Genomic DNA, 14,238 nt, shown 5'->3' with positions numbered 1-14,238 from the left:
CCGGCGGGCGAGCGTACGTATCTCGTCCCAAGCCGGGTCTGTGGCCAGTGCGTCGCCCCAGAGGACCGGGCGGCCGGCGACATCGATCTCGCCGAGGCGACGGCGGACGGCCTGAAGAGCGGGCGGATTCCTGGGTTCAAGGACTCCGCGCTCGGCGATTTCCGCGCGGACGCGCCAGAGCAGCTCCGCCTCTTGGACGAGGGACTCCATGGCCACCTCACGCTCGCCCAGCCAGGCGAGCTGATCCTGGGTGCCGGCTGCGAGGAGGGCCATCATCCGCAGTGTCCACGTACGCAGGTGCGCGTCGCCGAGATCGTTCATCCACGCAGGCATCCACGCAGGATCGCACCTGACGAGGGTTCCGGCGGTGGCCGGGGCCGCGCGGGAGGTTCTTCCCGCGCGGCCCCGACTCCCGGCCCGGCCGGGTCAGTGGGTGGTGTGGTGTGCCGCGTCCTCGATGACGTCCGTGACCTGATTCGGGTGGGAGATCATCGACAGGTGGGAGGCGTTCAGCCGGGTGACGGTCGCTCCGGCGCGCTCGGCCATGAACTGCTGGGCGGCGGCGGGCAGCGCGTGGTCGGCGGTTCCGATCACGTCCCAGCTGGGAATGGTGCTCCAAGCCGGTGCGCCGGACGGTTCGTTGAGCGCGGACGCCGCGAGCGGGCGCTGGGTGGCGGCGAGTTCGGCGGCCCGCCGGGCCGACAGGTCGTTGGCCAGGATGCCGCGGAAGAGTGCGGGCTTGATGGAGGCGTCGACGACACCGCCGGCCGACGGGACGAAGTTGAGCGCGTCCGGGCCGACTTGGCTGCCCGGGAACTGGGCGGTCAGTGCGTTCAGGGTCTCGCCCTTCGCCGGGACGTAGGCGTCGACGTAGACGAGCGCCTTGACGTTGGCGTTGCCGGTGGCGGCGTTGGAGATGACGAAGCCGCCGTACGAGTGTCCGACCAGGACGATCGGTCCTGGGACGGTGGCCAGGTAACTCGCGAGATAGGCGGAGTCGCCGGCCACACCGCGCAGCGGGTTCGGCGGCACGTCGACGGTGTACCCGTCGTGCTGGAGGTCGCGGACGACACCGTTCCAGCTGGAGCCGTCCGCCCACGCGCCATGGACGAGCACCACGGTCGGCTTGACTCCCGGGTGGCCGGACTTCCCGCTCGCACCGGAGGCCGCGGCGGCGGGGACGATCGCCGTCGCGAGGGCCAGGGCGGTGCCGAGGACGGCGAACCGTATTCCGCGCTTGCGTGGTTTCCCTGCGGACATTCCTGCGGACATTCCTGCGGACTTCCCGGCTGGCTTCAACGCTGACTTCATGGGGTTCTCTCTTCTCAGGGGAGCGGGCCGCTCGGGCGGCGCGCGGTACGGAGGGGCGGACGGAGCCTGGTCAGATGCCCTGCCGCTTCAGCCAGGCGAGGGTGAAGTCGGCGATCTCCTGCCAGCCGTGGTCGAGGACCAGGGAGTGGCCGCGATCGGGGAACGCCCGGTAGTCGGTGGTGGCCCGCGATCCGGCGTACAGCTTGTGCGCGGCCCTGGCGACGACCTCGGGGACGGTGTGGTCCCGGCCCCCGCCGATGACGAGCAGCGGCCCGCGGTCGTGCTTCCCGGTGTCCACCGCCGCCGGGGAGCGCCTGCTGAAGTTGGCGGTGCTCGCCTCGAAGAGCGGCCGGCCGGGGCCGGGGATGGTCCAGCGGTCGAACAGTTCGTCCGACTCGGCCTGCGGGACGGCGTTGCCGAAGGCGTACCGGAACTGCTTCCGGGTCAGTGAGACCGCCTTCTTCTTGTTGCCAGGACGCGAGAGCACCGGCAGGCCCGCGCGGATCTGTGCGAGCGGTACGGGCCTGACGCCCTTGATCTGGCCCGGGTCGATGGCGACGGCGGCCGACGCGTGTCCGCCGGCCAGCAGCTTCTGCGCGATCAGGCCGCCGAAGGAGTGGCCGACGACGACGGGCTGGGCGCCGAACCCGTTGATCACGCGCAGATAGCTCGCGGTGATGTCGTCGATGCCGTGGTTGCCGACGGCGGCCGGGTTCTGCCGGGTCTCGGCCACGGTGGCGGCGTCACCCGGCCATCCCGGGGCGATCGGGTCGTAGCCGGCCCGCCGGTAGAGATCCGCCCAGTTCCGCCAGGAATCCGAGTGGATCCAGAGCCCATGGACGAAGACGACCGGGGTGGGGACCGGGGTTGATGGGGACATGCCTAGATTCCTCCGTGCCTGCACCGGGTAGACTAACTAGTAACTCCACATCAACGTAGCACGGCCTCGCGAGGCGGCACCCGCCCGCGCCGAGTCGGAAAGGGAGCCGGAACGGGAGTCGGGAGTGGGGCAGGAACGGGGGAGGATGGAAGCGTGGATCACATGACGCAGCACCCCGAACCGGCGGCGGAGACGACAGCGGCGGATGCGGTGGCGGACGCGCCCGGCGCTCCGGCGCCCGCTCAGGGGCGTACCGGCAAGCCCTCGATGCGGGAACGGATCATCGAGGCCGCGACGGAACTGTTCTACGCGCAGGGCATCCGGGCGGTGAGCGCCGAGAAGATCATCGCCAAGGTCGGGATCACCAAGGTCACCTTCTACCGGCACTTCCCCACGAAGGACGACCTGATCGTGGCGTACCTCGAACGTCGAGCCCGATGGGAGCGCGACGCCGTCGCGGGGGCCCGGCTGGCCGCCGCCGGGGACGTCTGTGAGGTGTTCCGTATGGTCGCCGAGGGGATCGGGGCCGAGAGCTGCTCCCCGGGTTTTCGGGGCTGCCCGTTCATCAACGCCGCAGCCGAGTACGCGGACGCCGAGCACCCGGTGCGCCAGGTCGTGGACGCCCACCGGCGTTGGTTCAAGGAAGCCATCGGGGAGATGCTCGAACAGATCGGGGTCACCGACGTCTCCGGCACCGCCGACCAGCTGGTCATGCTGCGGGACGGCGCGATGGTGGGCGGCTACCTCGGCGACTCGCGGACCCTCGCCAGGTCGCTGTACCGCGCCAGCCGTGCGGTCGTCGCGTTCCAGGGCGGTACGGGCGCCGAGTAGTCCAGGCCGCCGAGGAGTGGCGGATCGGCGGGTGGCTACCCGCTGGACCCGATGCTCTACCGCAACCTTCCCGCCCCGGAGGCGGAGGAGTTGCTGTGCGGATCTGCCGGCCGTGTTCGTGCCCGCCGGGCCGATGCTGCCGGGCCACTGGCGCGACCAGGTGCTGGGCTCCGGGACGGACATGTGGAAGTACTGGGACGACCGGCGGGCCGGTCTGATTTGGGACCGTGAACTGGCCGAGCTGGAAAGCTGACGGCGGCAGCCGAGCGGCGGAGCGCGGTGGCAGGCGTCAGATTGGGTTTGACAGACCAAAATCGCGCATCCATAGTGGGTTGGAGAAACCAATATGGAGGTGCGCATGGCCGCGACCCCGCACGAACCCGGCCGCCGGGCGGCAGATCCAGTCCTGGCGGTGAGGACGTGAGCGACGCCGGTCGGCGGAACGGCCGCGCCCGTCGGTGGAACGTCCACGAGCTGCCACCCCAGGACGGCAGAACGTTCCTGGTGACCGGAGGCGCGTCCGGCATCGGCTACTTCATCGCCGAACAGCTCGCGGGGACAGGCGCCACCGTGATCCTCGCCGGGCGCGACAGCGCCAGGGCCGAACTGGCCCGGCAGGCGATCCGGACCCGCGTCCCCGGGACCCGGCTACGGACCTTCGTCCTCGATCTGGCCGACCTGGAATCCGTCCGCAAGGCGGCGGACGGTCTGAGCGCGTCCCTCGGGCGGCTCGACGGGCTCATCCTGAACGCCGGGTTGACGGCGCAGCCGGAACGCCGCGAGACGGTCGACGGCAACGAGCTGGTGTTCGGTACGAACCATCTCGGCCACTTCGTCCTGGCGGCCTCCCTCTACCCGCTGCTCGCGCGCACGACCGGCAGCCGGATCGTCACGATGGGCAGCGTCGCCGCACGCCTGGCCGACCTGGACTTCGACGATCTCCAGGCCGTTCGACCCCCGTACAAGGGTTTTCGTACGTACGGCAGGAGCAAGCTCGCGCAGATGGTCCTGGCCTCCGAGCTGGACCGGCGCCTGCGTGACACCGGCAGCCCGGTGGCGAGCGTCCTGGCCCATCCCGGCGGGGCGCTCGACGGCCTCACCCCCTCGCGTCCGCCGCTTCATGTCCGTACGGCCACCGGCTTTCTCGGGGCCTTGCCCAAGGCCCCCGTCGCGCAGAGCAAGGAGCATGCTGCCTGGCCGGCGGTGCGTGCCGCCCTCGATCCGCTCGCCGAGGGCGGGCAGCTGTGGGGGCCCCGCTTCCTGCGCGGCCGGGGGCGGCCCGTGAGGGAGAAGCCCTTCGCGAAGATGACCGACCCGCAGGTCGGCGAACGGCTCTGGTCGGCGACGGAGCGCGTGGCGGGGATGGGGTGGCCGCTGGGCGACGGCGGGTGAGGTCGCAAGTCTGGGTTTGACAACCCATTCCCTCGCCCAACATTATGGGCTCACCAACCCATAATGGAGGCGCGCGATGGCTGGAACCGGCCGCATGCAGGGACGCAACGCACTGGTCACCGGAGCGACCGGAGGGATCGGGCGGGCCGTCGCCATAGCCCTCGCCCGCGAGGGGGCCACCGTGGTGGTCTCGGGCCGGGACGCGGAGCGCGGGGAGGACATCGTGCGCCGCATCGGGGACGAGGGCGGCAAGGCCGTCTTCGTCCGCGCGGACCTCGGCGCCGGCGAGCAGGCGGTACGGGACCTCGCGCGCGACGCGACCGCGGCGGTGGGGGTGATCGACGTGCTCGTCAACAACGCGGCCGTCCTCATTCCGGCGCAGTCCATGCTGGAGGCCACCGAGGAGGAGGTCGACCGGGCCCTGGCCGTCAACATCAAGGCCCCCTTCCTGCTGACCGCCGCCCTCGTGCCCGCGATGGTGGAGCGCGGTGGCGGCGCGGTCGTCAACATGGGCTCGATCAACGGGGAGATCGGTATGGACGTCGCCGCCCTGTACGGGGCGAGCAAGGCGGGACTGCACTCCCTGACCAAGTCATGGGCGGCCGAACTGGCGGCCAAGAACGTACGTGTCAACACCGTCGCTCCCGGCCCGACCGTCACGGAACACAACGCGGCGTCCAAGGACATGCTGGAAAGCCTCACGACCGCCCATCCGCGGCGGCGACCGGGCACCGCCGAGGAGGTGGCCGCCGCCGTGGTCTTCCTGGCCGGTGACGACGCGGCGCACATTCACGGGGTGACGCTGCCGGTCGACGGCGGATTCCTGGCGGTGTGATCGGAGCCCTGTTCAAACAAGGGCCGCACACCGGCCGCACAAAGGCCCCACAACGGCCCGACTACAGGCCTCAGTTGACGCGCAGTCTGGCGAAGCAGGTGTCCAGGGCGGACCTGAGATAATCCGGCGAACCCGTCGCGAGCAGCATCACCACACCGCCCTGGACACTCGCCAGCAAGGCACGCGCGGACTCGTGCGGATCCGCCCCCGGGTCCATCTCCCCGGCACGCTGCATCGCCAGGATCCCCTGCTCCAGAGCCTTGCCCCAGCCGTCGAACAGCTCCAGCAGAACCTGGCGGACACCCAGGTCACCCGGGTCCAGCTGACTGAGCAGAGTGCTCAGACCACAGTGCTCACGCTGCCGCTCGTGCCGCTCCACCAAACCGTCCGCCCACGCCAGCCACGCCCCCCACGAGGTGAGGTCGTCCAGCAGAGGGCGCTGCTCCTGAAGGATCTGCTCCGCTTCATGGCGCGCGACGGCCAGCAGCAGCTCCGTCTTGCCGCCGGGGAAGTAGTGGGTCATCTGACCGCCGCTGGTCCCGGTCGCCTCGCGGATGTCCTCCAGCCCCGTGGCCGCCACACCGCGCGTACGAACCACCTCCGCCGCGCCTTCTACGATGCGCTGCCTCGTCGCGAGGCCTTTGGCAGTGATTCCCCGAGGCATGCACCGAGTATATCGGCCTCGCTTCGCCTCACATCCGTACGGCCTGGCCAGGCGTCTGCCCAGGTGTCCGCGCTGAGCGCTCTCCGTCACAGTGGAGTTAGCGTGGGAGAGGGGGAAACGGGTGCCCCAGAGGGAGCGTGCGCGATGACCGTGCAGAACGAGGTTCTTTCCGATCTCTTCCTTTCCTCCTCCACGGAAACGGCGACCGTCAACGCCCCGATGGACGCCGTCGACATCGGCAATTGGCTCCTGAACCTGCCCGACAAGGAGTACCAGCGCTGCGCCCCGCCGGACCACAAGGCGGCCGGCTACACCACCACCGACGACGGCAGGCCGATGTCCATCAACGTCGAGATGATCGGTACCGGTCTGGCGATTCAGCACTACGTCGGGGAGACCCTGGAGAGGCACCACTGCCACATGGTCTCCACCTCGGACGTCCTCACCCCGCACGGCTGGACGACGGTCCAGGTGATCTGGGACCTGTCCGTCACGGACAACGGTGACGGGACCCTCACGTACACCAACCAGGTGTCGAGCCACCCGACTTCGGAGTTCATGGCCTTCAACGAGGAGCACGGCATCAGCTTCGAGGAGGCCTCGGCGAGTCGGCAGGCCGCGTCCGGCGACCACAACCGCCGGGAGACCCCGCTGTTCGCCGCCAGCATCGAACGGCGTGCGCTCGCCCGGTCGGCGGCCTGATCAGACACTCGGGGTAGCTCCCCCCAGGGACGCGTCCGCACCTCGTCGCGCGGGGCATGGACACGCCTGCCGACGCTACGGATCCCACCGGGCTAACCGCTCGTGGTGCCGACACTGTCCAGCCAGTGCGCGAGCACCGCGGCCTCGCTGTGATCGAGGTCCTTCGTGGCGGTGAGGAGAGTGACCTTGTCGCGGGCCGCGAGGCTCCGCAGATGTTCCACGGCCGGCCGGTGCCCGGCGTCCTCCAGCTCGGCGATGTAGCGGTCACGGAAGTCGGCGAACAGCTGGGGATCGTGGTGGTACCAGCGGCGCAGGTCGTCCGACGGCGCCACATCGCGGAGCCATTCGTCCAGGTGAGCGCGTTCCTTGCTCATTCCACGGGGCCACAACCGGTCCACGAGCACCCGTCTGCCGTCCTGTGACGGCGGCGTGTCCTCGTAGATCCTCCGGTAGCTGAACCGTCCGCCCATGGCCTGGCCACCCTTCCCGCCGAGGGGCTGGTGACCCTCATTTTATCGACGGCCGGGCGCGGCGGCTTGTTGATCAACCGCCCGGGCGTCGCGAAGGTGCGACGTACCGCGAAAGGAGCGACCGTAGGAGCGGTACGCGACCGTCGGGGCATGAGGGTGGCCCGTCGAAACCTGTGAAGACACACACGACAGTGGAGGCACCATGGGCACCGCGACAACTGTCTCTGTCGGCCACCGTGACCCCGCCCTGCTCGGGCAGACCGTGGTGATCATCGGCGGGAGCGCCGGCATCGGGCTCGCCACGGCCAGGCACGCGCGGACCGAGGGCGCCGACGTGATCCTGACCGGCCGGGATCCGGAGCGGCTGCGGAGCGCGGCGGCGGATGTCGAAGCGCTCAGCAGTACCGCCTTCGACGCGAACGACCCGGCGAAGCTGGCGCGGTTCTTCGAGGAGCTGCCGAAACAGGTCGACCATGTGCTGGTCACGGCGGGCCGGCCCTCCTACGGGCCGCTCCTCGACATGGACGCGGACCAGGCGCGCCGGGCGATGACCGACCACATGGTGCTGCCGCTGGAGGTCGCGCGCCACGCCGTGGACACGGTGCGCCCCGGCGGCACGCTCCTGTTCATGGGCGGCACCGGCGGCCGGCGGATCAAGCGTGACCTGGGGATCCTGCCGACGGTCACCATCGCGATGCCGGTGCTCACGGCCAGTCTCGCGCTCGAACTCGCCCCGGTCCGCGTCAACTTGATCGCGGCCGGCTTCGTCGACACACCGTTGTCCGCGCAGCTCCTCGGCGACGGACTGGACGCCCGGCGCGAGGAGCTGCGGACCACACTGCCGATCGGGCGTGTGGTGGGGGCGGACGACGTAGCGGCGCTCGCCGTGCACCTCATGGCGAACACGGCGCTGACCGGCGGGACGTACGACATCGACGGCGGTCAGCAACTCGTCGGCTGAGGACGGCGGGAGAGGCCGGGAGGGCCGGGGGCCGGGAGGCCGGGAGCGGCCGGGGAAGTGACTTCGGCCGGCCGGCCCCTCCCGTCCCTCAGCGGCCCCGTCCCTCAGCGGCGGGGGGCCGCCGGGACGACCTGGATCGTGTCGCCCACCGCGCGCTCGCCGGTCGCGTCCGAGGTGATGTTGACGACCTTGCCGCCGACCACCATCGCGCTCGAACCGCCGCCGTCCAGGTTGAGGGCCTGCTCCGCCCCGAGGGAGCGCATGAACTCCGCCGCCTCCGCCAGGGTGAACCCCTCGCTGACGCCCGGCTGGCGTCCGTCGACGGTGACCAGGAGCAGCCGCCCGTGCGCGTCGACACCGGCCAGGGTGCGGGGCTGCCGTACGTTCGACCACGCGAATCCGAAGGAGAGGTCCAGCGGGTCGAGCGTGCCCTCGGTGGCGGCGTCGACGGCGATCCGGCCGTTCCTCACCAGGGTCGGCGCGGCGCTGACGACGCTGTCGTGCGCGCCGAGTTCGATCCGCCGCCCGGATGTGTCGCGGATGTCCTCCCGTACGGAGATCTGCTCGCCCGCGCGGCTGTGGGCGCTCAGCCAGTCGGCCGCGCCCCCGATCCCCTGGAGTACGGAGCCGCCCGCCGGGACCGTACCGCCGCGCGGACCGGCCGAGACCACGCGGTCCCCGGCGTCGAGCACGACCTGGGTACCGGCGCCCTCGGGCAGGGCCGCGCGGAACCCCGGGGTGAACTTCACCAGGTCGTCGGGCAGTGAACAGGTGGTGTCGTGCCGGGGGAGTGCGGTGGGAACGGCGCCGGGGCGGCCGCAGTTGCGCACCTTTCCGGGGAGCCGGTTGATGCCCTGCACGGCGTACGCGGACGACCCCGCCCGGGCGGTGACCGTCGTGGACAGGTCGGCGATCCGGGGGCGGCGGCCTCCGTCCGCGAGGATGAGCGCGGCGCGGGAACCCACCGCCATGGACTCCAACTCGCCGTCGTAGGCGGCGATCCCGGCCACCGTGCCCTGCACGCCGTCCGCGTCGGCGGTGATGAAGAAGCCGCCGTTGACGGCGAGCAGGGAACCGTTCCGTACGGCGACGGACGACGTCGTCTCGCGGTCCGCGACATTGCCGTCGTGGGTCCCCGCGACCGTGCCGCGGAACCGGTCCGGGTCGATGACCGCGACGTGGATGCTCTCCCGGTCGGCGAGCTGCCGACCGTCGTACCCGGTCCACTCCACCGCCGTACGCAGGCCGGTCGCCGTGACCGCCTGGCCGGCGGTCTGGGCCGCGGCCTGGGTGCCGTACGAGCCCACCCGTACCTGCCACCCCATGGTGCCGCGCGGTGTGTCCGCGTACCTGTCCCAGACGACCTTCTCCACGCGCGGCTCGAACCCGGCCGCGCTCAGTTGCCTCTGGGTGGCGCCGGCCCACGCGCGGTCGCCCAGCGGGGCCCAAGTCGCCGCGCCTGTCAGCCGGTTGACGGCCGGGGCCTGGACGGTGACCGTCCAGACCGGCGTGACGCCGGCGTTCCGCAGGACGCCCGTACGCACCTGTACTCCGGGCGCGACGGTCTCGGTGGTCCACCGCACCTGCGAGGACGCGGAGATGGGACCGACCGCCCCCGTGAACGCCACCGGGGCGTCGGCCTGTGCCACTCCCGGGACGGCGAGGGTGACGGCGGCCGCGAGCCCGAAGGCGACGGCCAGGGTGAGGCGTCCGCGCAGGGTGCGCCGGGGCGCGTGTGGCCCGTGCGGGTCTTGTCCGTCGTACTCGTACATGGTGTGGTTCCCTCAGGTTGGTGCTCGACACGGCCCGGCCCCAGGGCGTGTCCGCGCACGCCGGCCGGGAGGGGGCGACGTCATTCCAGCCGTGTACGGAGGCCGGGGCGACAACAGCCGGGGGCCCGGTGCGGAAGCCGGGGTGAAGGCGCCACGCCGGGCCGTCCCGGAGCTTTGGTTTCACCACCATCGCGTGGCTACGCTCCACGAGCGTCGGAGGACGGACCCGATCCGTCTTGGCAACCGGGCCCAGGGAAAGAGTCGTTGATGACCGAATCGCCCATATCCGTGTTCGAGCGACTGGTCGACGCGGGGCCTTCCACGGCCACGCGTCCGACCCTCGACACGGCCTGTGTGCTCGGCGGCAGCATCGCGGGGCTGCTGGCGGCCCGGGTGCTCGCCGATCACGCGCGCCGGGTTGTCATCGTCGAACGGGACGAGGTCGGCACGGAGGGCCGGTCGCGTGCGGGGGTGCCCCAGGACCAGCAGGTGCACTCGCTGCTGCCGGCCGGGCGGCTGTGGATCGAGCGGTGGCTCCCCGGATTCACCCAGGAGGCACAGGACCTGGGCGCGGTCCTCGCCTCCCCGGAACAGGCCCTCACCTGCTTCGACGGTCATCCGCAGGCCCCGGGCGGGGCGCACGCGCTGCTCGGGGCGAGCCGTCCCTTCCTCGAATCCCGCTTGCGCGCCAGGGTCCTGGCGCTTTCCAACGTCTCGACCGTACGGAGCCGGGCGACCGGCCTGTTGTACCGGAACGACGCCGTCAGCGCCGTCCGCCACACCACGGGCCACGGGGAAGAGGTACTGGAGACGGACTTCGTCGTGGACGCGATGGGCCGTTCCAGCAGGTTGTCGGAGTGGGTCCACAGCGACGGTTACGACAAGCCGCGCCTGGAGCGGCTGCCCTCCGGGATCAACTACGCCTCCGCGCTCTTCGAGCGCTCCACGCAGGCCGAAGACCTGCCGGTGGCCTGCTCGTTGGTGGTGTACTCACCGCCGTACCCGGCCGGCGGGACAGGCGTGGCCGCCGTGAACGCCATCGAGGACGACAAGTGGCTGGCCCTGCTGGTCGGCTTCGGGGAGGACCGGCCGGGCGCTTCGGTCGAGGACTTCCGCGCGGTGTGCGAGGAACTGCCCCCGATCTACCGGGAGGCCGCGCGCGGTGCTTCGGCGCGCGAGGTGGTGACGTACCGTCAGGCCGACAGCCGGCGGCGCGGTTTCACGGGTCTGGGCCGCTTCCCGGCCCGCTTGGTGAGCGTGGGCGACGCTGTCGCGTCCTTCAACCCCGTCTACGGGCAGGGCATGTCCTCCGCCGCCCTTCACGCCTCCTGCCTGTCCGAATTCCTCCAGGGCGACCCTCAACTCGACCGGCAGGCAGGGGAGTTCTTCCAATTGCAGGAAGTGGTCGTGGACGCCGCGTGGGCCGTGTCCGCCGGAGGTGACGCGGTACGTCTTGACACGGAGAACGGCGTCGAGGTCCCGGAGGAGGTACGGCAACAGCGCTGGGCCCTCCAGCAGGTGATCGGCGCCACGGTGGTCGACGGCAGCATCGCCAAGGCGTTCAACAACGTCTCCTTCATGCTCCGCCACCCCCTCACCCTGGCGGACCCCCTGCTGCTGGAACGCGCGGTGGCGGCCAACCAGACCGCGCTCACCGGCGGAGCCACCCCCTAGCCAGGCAGCGGCCGGGCCTCGGCCTCCGTCACCGCCTCGCCGGCCTGTACTCCGTGCAGGACATGGGCCAGGACTTCCGCACCCCGTACCACTCGCGGACCGGGCCGGTTGAAGTACGCGGGTCCGTCCAGGACCCACACCCGGTCCGCCCGCACGGCGGGCAGGTCCGCCCAGCCGGGCAGCGCGGTCAGCAACTCCGCCTCGCGCAGGGCGCGTTCGGGCGGAAACCCGCACGGCAGGACCAGGACGACGTCGGGGCGCGCCGCGCGTACGGCGTCCCACGTCATCGGTTCCGTGTGCTCGCCCGGCGCGGCGAGAAGTGCCTCACCTCCGGCGACGGCGATCTGTTCGGGGACCCAGTGCCCGGCGGGCCACAGCGGGCCGAGCCACTCGGTCGCCACCACCCGGGGACGGGCGCGGCCGGCCGTCAGCCGGGACACGCGCTCCGGACGGCGGCGCAGTTCCTCCTCAACCTCTCCTTCTGGCCCTTCTCCCTCGACCCGGACAGCTCTCTCGCGTACCTGCCCGGCCTGCCCTTCACCGAGCAGTGGCACCGCTACCTCGCCTTCGACCTCGCCACGTCCCTGGGCTGGGACACGGGGCGCGCGGTGACCAACTTCCTGTGCGTCACCCTGGCGGGCCTGGCGGTCCTGACCACGTTCCGCCGCGCCGCCCGCCGCGCCCGCTTCCAGGCCCCGGTCCGCTTCCCGCGGCCGCCGGCCACGGACGACAACAGCGGCGCGGATCCGGCCGGGTGAGCATCGACGCGCGTGTCGCCGTGACGTGGTCGTCTTCCGATCTTGGCATGGACGCAACAAAGTTGCGATAGTTCGACGCCGCCCCTTGACCCTCCCAAACCTCCGATGTTCACTCGTGAGGCCACGTACTCGTACCTCCGCCGGCGCCCCAGGGCGCACCGAGAGAGGACTGAACTGTGCGCCTTCTGTCCCGCGTCGTGACCGTGCTTCTTCCGCTTGTCCTGGCCGTCGCCGTCCTACCCCAGGCGGCCCAGGCGTCCCTGGCGACCCGGACCACCCCGTCCTCCGCCGCCCTCCCCGCGTCGGTCTCCCGTGGCGCCCCTGTCACTTCCGCCGCGCCCGCCGCCCCGCTGACCAGCGTCCTTGTCTTCTCCAAGACCGCCGGCTTCCGGCACTCTGCCATCGCGGCTGGCATCGCCGCCGTACGGCAGCTCGGTACGGCCAACGGGTTCTCCGTCACCGCCACCGAGGACGCCGCCGCGTTCACCACCGCCAACCTGGCCCGCTACCAGGCCGTTGTGTGGCTGTCGACCACCGGAGACGTACTGAACGCCGCCCAGCAGACGGCGTTCGAGTCGTACATCGCCTCCGGCGGCGGCTATGTCGGCGTGCACGCCGCCGCCGACACCGAATACGACTGGCCCTGGTACGGCGGCCTGGTGGGCGCCTACTTCGCCTCCCACCCGGCGACCCAGCAGGCGGCGGTCAAGGTCGAGGACCGCTCCTCGCCCTCCACCGCCCACCTGCCGCAGCGCTGGACGCGGACCGACGAGTGGTACAACTACCGCGCGAATCCCCGCTCCGCCGTGAAGGTGCTCGCGAGCCTGGACGAGACCTCGTACACGGGCGGCAGCATGGGAGATCATCCGATCACTTGGTGCCAGAACTACCGGGGCGGCCGGTCCTGGTACACGGGTCTCGGCCATACCGAGGAGTCGTACGGCGACCCCGCCTTCACCACCATGCTGCTCGGCGGCATCCGGACCGCCGCCGGCGCGACCCCCGCCGACTGCCGCCCGGAGAACGGGTACACGCGGCTCTTCGACGGGACGCAGAGCAGCCTGGACCGGTGGCGCCAGGCAGGCCCCGGTGGATTCTCGCTCGCCGACGGCACCCTCACCTCCGTCGGCGGCATGGGGCTGCTCTGGTACCCCGTCACCCCGTTCAGCGACTACTCGGTCAAGGTCGACTGGATGATGCCGGGTGACGACAACGGCGGCGTGTTCATCGGCTTCCCCGACCCGCAGGGCGATCCGTGGCGGCCGGTCGACCTCGGCCACGAGATCCAGATCGACGCGACCGACGCGGACCCCTCCCGTACCACCGGCAGTGTCTACAGCCTCAAGGCCCCGGACACGGCGGCCCGCGCCGCCGCGCTCAACCCGCCCGGGACGTGGAACAGTTACGAGATCGCCGTGCACGACCGGCGGGTCGAGATCTACCTCAACGGCGTGAAGATCAACGACTACACCAGCACCCGGGACATCGCGACCGGGTACATCGGCGTGCAGAACGACGGCGCCGGGATGGACATCAACTACCGCGACATCAGGATCAGGCAGGACGGCGCCCAGAGCACCGACCTGGCGCGCGGCCGGCCGGTCACGGTCACCAGCGTCGAGCCGGGCAGCGCACATGTGGGGGCCAACGCCGTGGACGGCGACCCCGCCACCCGCTGGGGCAGCGCCTACACGGACCCGCAGTCGATCACGGTGGACCTCGGGTCCGTCCGTACCGTCGACCAGGTCCGGCTCACCTGGGAGACCGCCTACGCCAGGGCGTACACGGTCCAGATCTCGGCGGACAACACGACATGGCGCACCGTCTCCACCACCACGGCGGGCGACGGCGGGCTCGACACGATTCCTGTAGGCGCCACCGCCCGGTACGTACGGGTCCAGGGCACCGCCCGGGCGACCCAATGGGGCTACTCCCTCTGGGAGTTGGCCGTGCTCGGACGCTGACCGGAGCGCGTTCGCCGCCCGGAA

The 14,238-nt window shown here is 71.4% G+C and carries 13 protein-coding genes and 2 pseudogenes; 9 read left to right on the top strand and 6 right to left on the bottom strand.

All coding sequences use genetic code 11. The features are described 5' to 3' along the window. Positions 1-426: 426 nt before the first annotated feature. Positions 427-1,260 (bottom strand): alpha/beta fold hydrolase, encoded by an 834-nt coding sequence (locus tag OG349_RS04210; protein WP_327233288.1) that lies wholly within the window; start codon positions 1,258-1,260, stop codon positions 427-429. Between the two features lie 121 nt (positions 1,261-1,381). Continuing rightward, positions 1,382-2,191, bottom strand: coding sequence for an alpha/beta hydrolase (locus tag OG349_RS04205; protein WP_327233287.1), 810 nt, complete (start codon positions 2,189-2,191; stop codon positions 1,382-1,384). Positions 2,192-2,353: 162 nt separating this feature from the next. Here OG349_RS04205 and OG349_RS04200 point away from each other — a divergent pair, with 162 nt between their 5' ends. The 4 genes and pseudogenes from OG349_RS04200 to OG349_RS04185 all read left to right on the top strand — a co-directional run bounded on the left by OG349_RS04200 (position 2,354) and on the right by OG349_RS04185 (position 5,249). Continuing rightward, complete coding sequence (locus OG349_RS04200) at positions 2,354-3,022, top strand: TetR/AcrR family transcriptional regulator (protein ID WP_327238438.1); 669 nt, start codon at positions 2,354-2,356, stop codon at positions 3,020-3,022. Positions 3,023-3,049: 27 nt separating this feature from the next. After that, a pseudogene (locus OG349_RS04195) lies at positions 3,050-3,272 on the top strand (dihydroxy-acid dehydratase); the annotation flags it as partial. Positions 3,273-3,442: 170 nt separating this feature from the next. Next, entirely contained in the window at positions 3,443-4,414 is a 972-nt protein-coding gene (locus tag OG349_RS04190; protein ID WP_327233286.1) for an SDR family NAD(P)-dependent oxidoreductase, read from the top strand. A gap of 76 nt (positions 4,415-4,490) precedes the next feature. Further along, positions 4,491-5,249 (top strand): SDR family NAD(P)-dependent oxidoreductase, encoded by a 759-nt coding sequence (locus OG349_RS04185; protein WP_327233285.1) that lies wholly within the window; start codon positions 4,491-4,493, stop codon positions 5,247-5,249. 70 nt (positions 5,250-5,319) lie between these two features. On the opposite strand, the gene OG349_RS04180 is transcribed toward OG349_RS04185, so the two are convergent. Further along, entirely contained in the window at positions 5,320-5,913 is a 594-nt protein-coding gene (locus tag OG349_RS04180; RefSeq protein ID WP_327233284.1) for a TetR/AcrR family transcriptional regulator, read from the bottom strand. A 144-nt stretch (positions 5,914-6,057) separates the two neighbouring features. On the opposite strand from OG349_RS04180, the gene OG349_RS04175 reads away from it, so the two are divergent. Further along, positions 6,058-6,615, top strand: coding sequence for a hypothetical protein (locus OG349_RS04175; protein ID WP_327233283.1), 558 nt, complete (start codon positions 6,058-6,060; stop codon positions 6,613-6,615). A 92-nt stretch (positions 6,616-6,707) separates the two neighbouring features. On the opposite strand, the gene OG349_RS04170 is transcribed toward OG349_RS04175, so the two are convergent. Continuing rightward, positions 6,708-7,085: a DUF488 domain-containing protein gene (locus OG349_RS04170; RefSeq protein ID WP_327233282.1), complete on the bottom strand. Its 378-nt coding sequence runs from the start codon at positions 7,083-7,085 to the stop codon at positions 6,708-6,710. A 202-nt stretch (positions 7,086-7,287) separates the two neighbouring features. Between OG349_RS04170 and OG349_RS04165 the strand changes: the two genes are divergently transcribed. Next, positions 7,288-8,046, top strand: coding sequence for an SDR family oxidoreductase (locus OG349_RS04165; protein ID WP_327233281.1), 759 nt, complete (start codon positions 7,288-7,290; stop codon positions 8,044-8,046). Positions 8,047-8,150: 104 nt separating this feature from the next. Here OG349_RS04165 and OG349_RS04160 read toward each other — a convergent pair whose 3' ends face one another. Further along, positions 8,151-9,818 carry a phosphodiester glycosidase family protein gene (locus OG349_RS04160; protein WP_327233280.1) on the bottom strand — a complete coding sequence of 556 codons (1,668 nt, stop codon included), beginning with the start codon at positions 9,816-9,818 and terminating at the stop codon, positions 8,151-8,153. A 267-nt stretch (positions 9,819-10,085) separates the two neighbouring features. Between OG349_RS04160 and OG349_RS04155 the strand changes: the two genes are divergently transcribed. Further along, a complete protein-coding gene (locus OG349_RS04155; RefSeq protein WP_327233279.1) occupies positions 10,086-11,492 on the top strand; it encodes an FAD-dependent oxidoreductase in 1,407 nt (468 codons plus the stop codon). Here the strand turns inward: OG349_RS04155 and OG349_RS04150 are convergent. After that, entirely contained in the window at positions 11,489-11,779 is a 291-nt protein-coding gene (locus tag OG349_RS04150) for an ABC transporter substrate-binding protein (RefSeq protein WP_327233278.1), read from the bottom strand. The two genes, OG349_RS04155 and OG349_RS04150, sit on opposite strands and share 4 nt — an antisense overlap. 174 nt (positions 11,780-11,953) lie before the next feature. Here OG349_RS04150 and OG349_RS04145 point away from each other — a divergent pair. Further along, positions 11,954-12,250: pseudogene (locus OG349_RS04145) on the top strand (ECF transporter S component); the annotation flags it as partial. Positions 12,251-12,510: 260 nt separating this feature from the next. Next, positions 12,511-14,214 carry a ThuA domain-containing protein gene (locus OG349_RS04140; RefSeq protein ID WP_327238437.1) on the top strand — a complete coding sequence of 568 codons (1,704 nt, stop codon included), beginning with the start codon at positions 12,511-12,513 and terminating at the stop codon, positions 14,212-14,214. Positions 14,215-14,238 lie beyond the last annotated feature (24 nt).

This window comes from Streptomyces sp. NBC_01317, from assembly GCF_035961655.1.
Lineage (GTDB): Bacteria > Actinomycetota > Actinomycetes > Streptomycetales > Streptomycetaceae > Streptomyces.
Note: the sequence above shows the minus strand (reverse complement) of the source record. Positions and strands in the feature narration are given on the sequence as shown.

Coding starts and splice junctions, on each gene's coding strand:
- OG349_RS04210 (WP_327233288.1), bottom strand. CDS start 1,260: ATGTCCGCAGGGAAACCACGCAAGCGCGGAATACGGTTCGCCGTCCTC.
- OG349_RS04205 (WP_327233287.1), bottom strand. CDS start 2,191: ATGTCCCCATCAACCCCGGTCCCCACCCCGGTCGTCTTCGTCCATGGG.
- OG349_RS04200 (WP_327238438.1), top strand. CDS start 2,354: ATGACGCAGCACCCCGAACCGGCGGCGGAGACGACAGCGGCGGATGCG.
- OG349_RS04185 (WP_327233285.1), top strand. CDS start 4,491: ATGGCTGGAACCGGCCGCATGCAGGGACGCAACGCACTGGTCACCGGA.
- OG349_RS04180 (WP_327233284.1), bottom strand. CDS start 5,913: ATGCCTCGGGGAATCACTGCCAAAGGCCTCGCGACGAGGCAGCGCATC.
- OG349_RS04175 (WP_327233283.1), top strand. CDS start 6,058: ATGACCGTGCAGAACGAGGTTCTTTCCGATCTCTTCCTTTCCTCCTCC.
- OG349_RS04170 (WP_327233282.1), bottom strand. CDS start 7,085: ATGGGCGGACGGTTCAGCTACCGGAGGATCTACGAGGACACGCCGCCG.
- OG349_RS04165 (WP_327233281.1), top strand. CDS start 7,288: ATGGGCACCGCGACAACTGTCTCTGTCGGCCACCGTGACCCCGCCCTG.
- OG349_RS04160 (WP_327233280.1), bottom strand. CDS start 9,818: ATGTACGAGTACGACGGACAAGACCCGCACGGGCCACACGCGCCCCGG.
- OG349_RS04155 (WP_327233279.1), top strand. CDS start 10,086: ATGACCGAATCGCCCATATCCGTGTTCGAGCGACTGGTCGACGCGGGG.
- OG349_RS04150 (WP_327233278.1), bottom strand. CDS start 11,779: ATGACGTGGGACGCCGTACGCGCGGCGCGCCCCGACGTCGTCCTGGTC.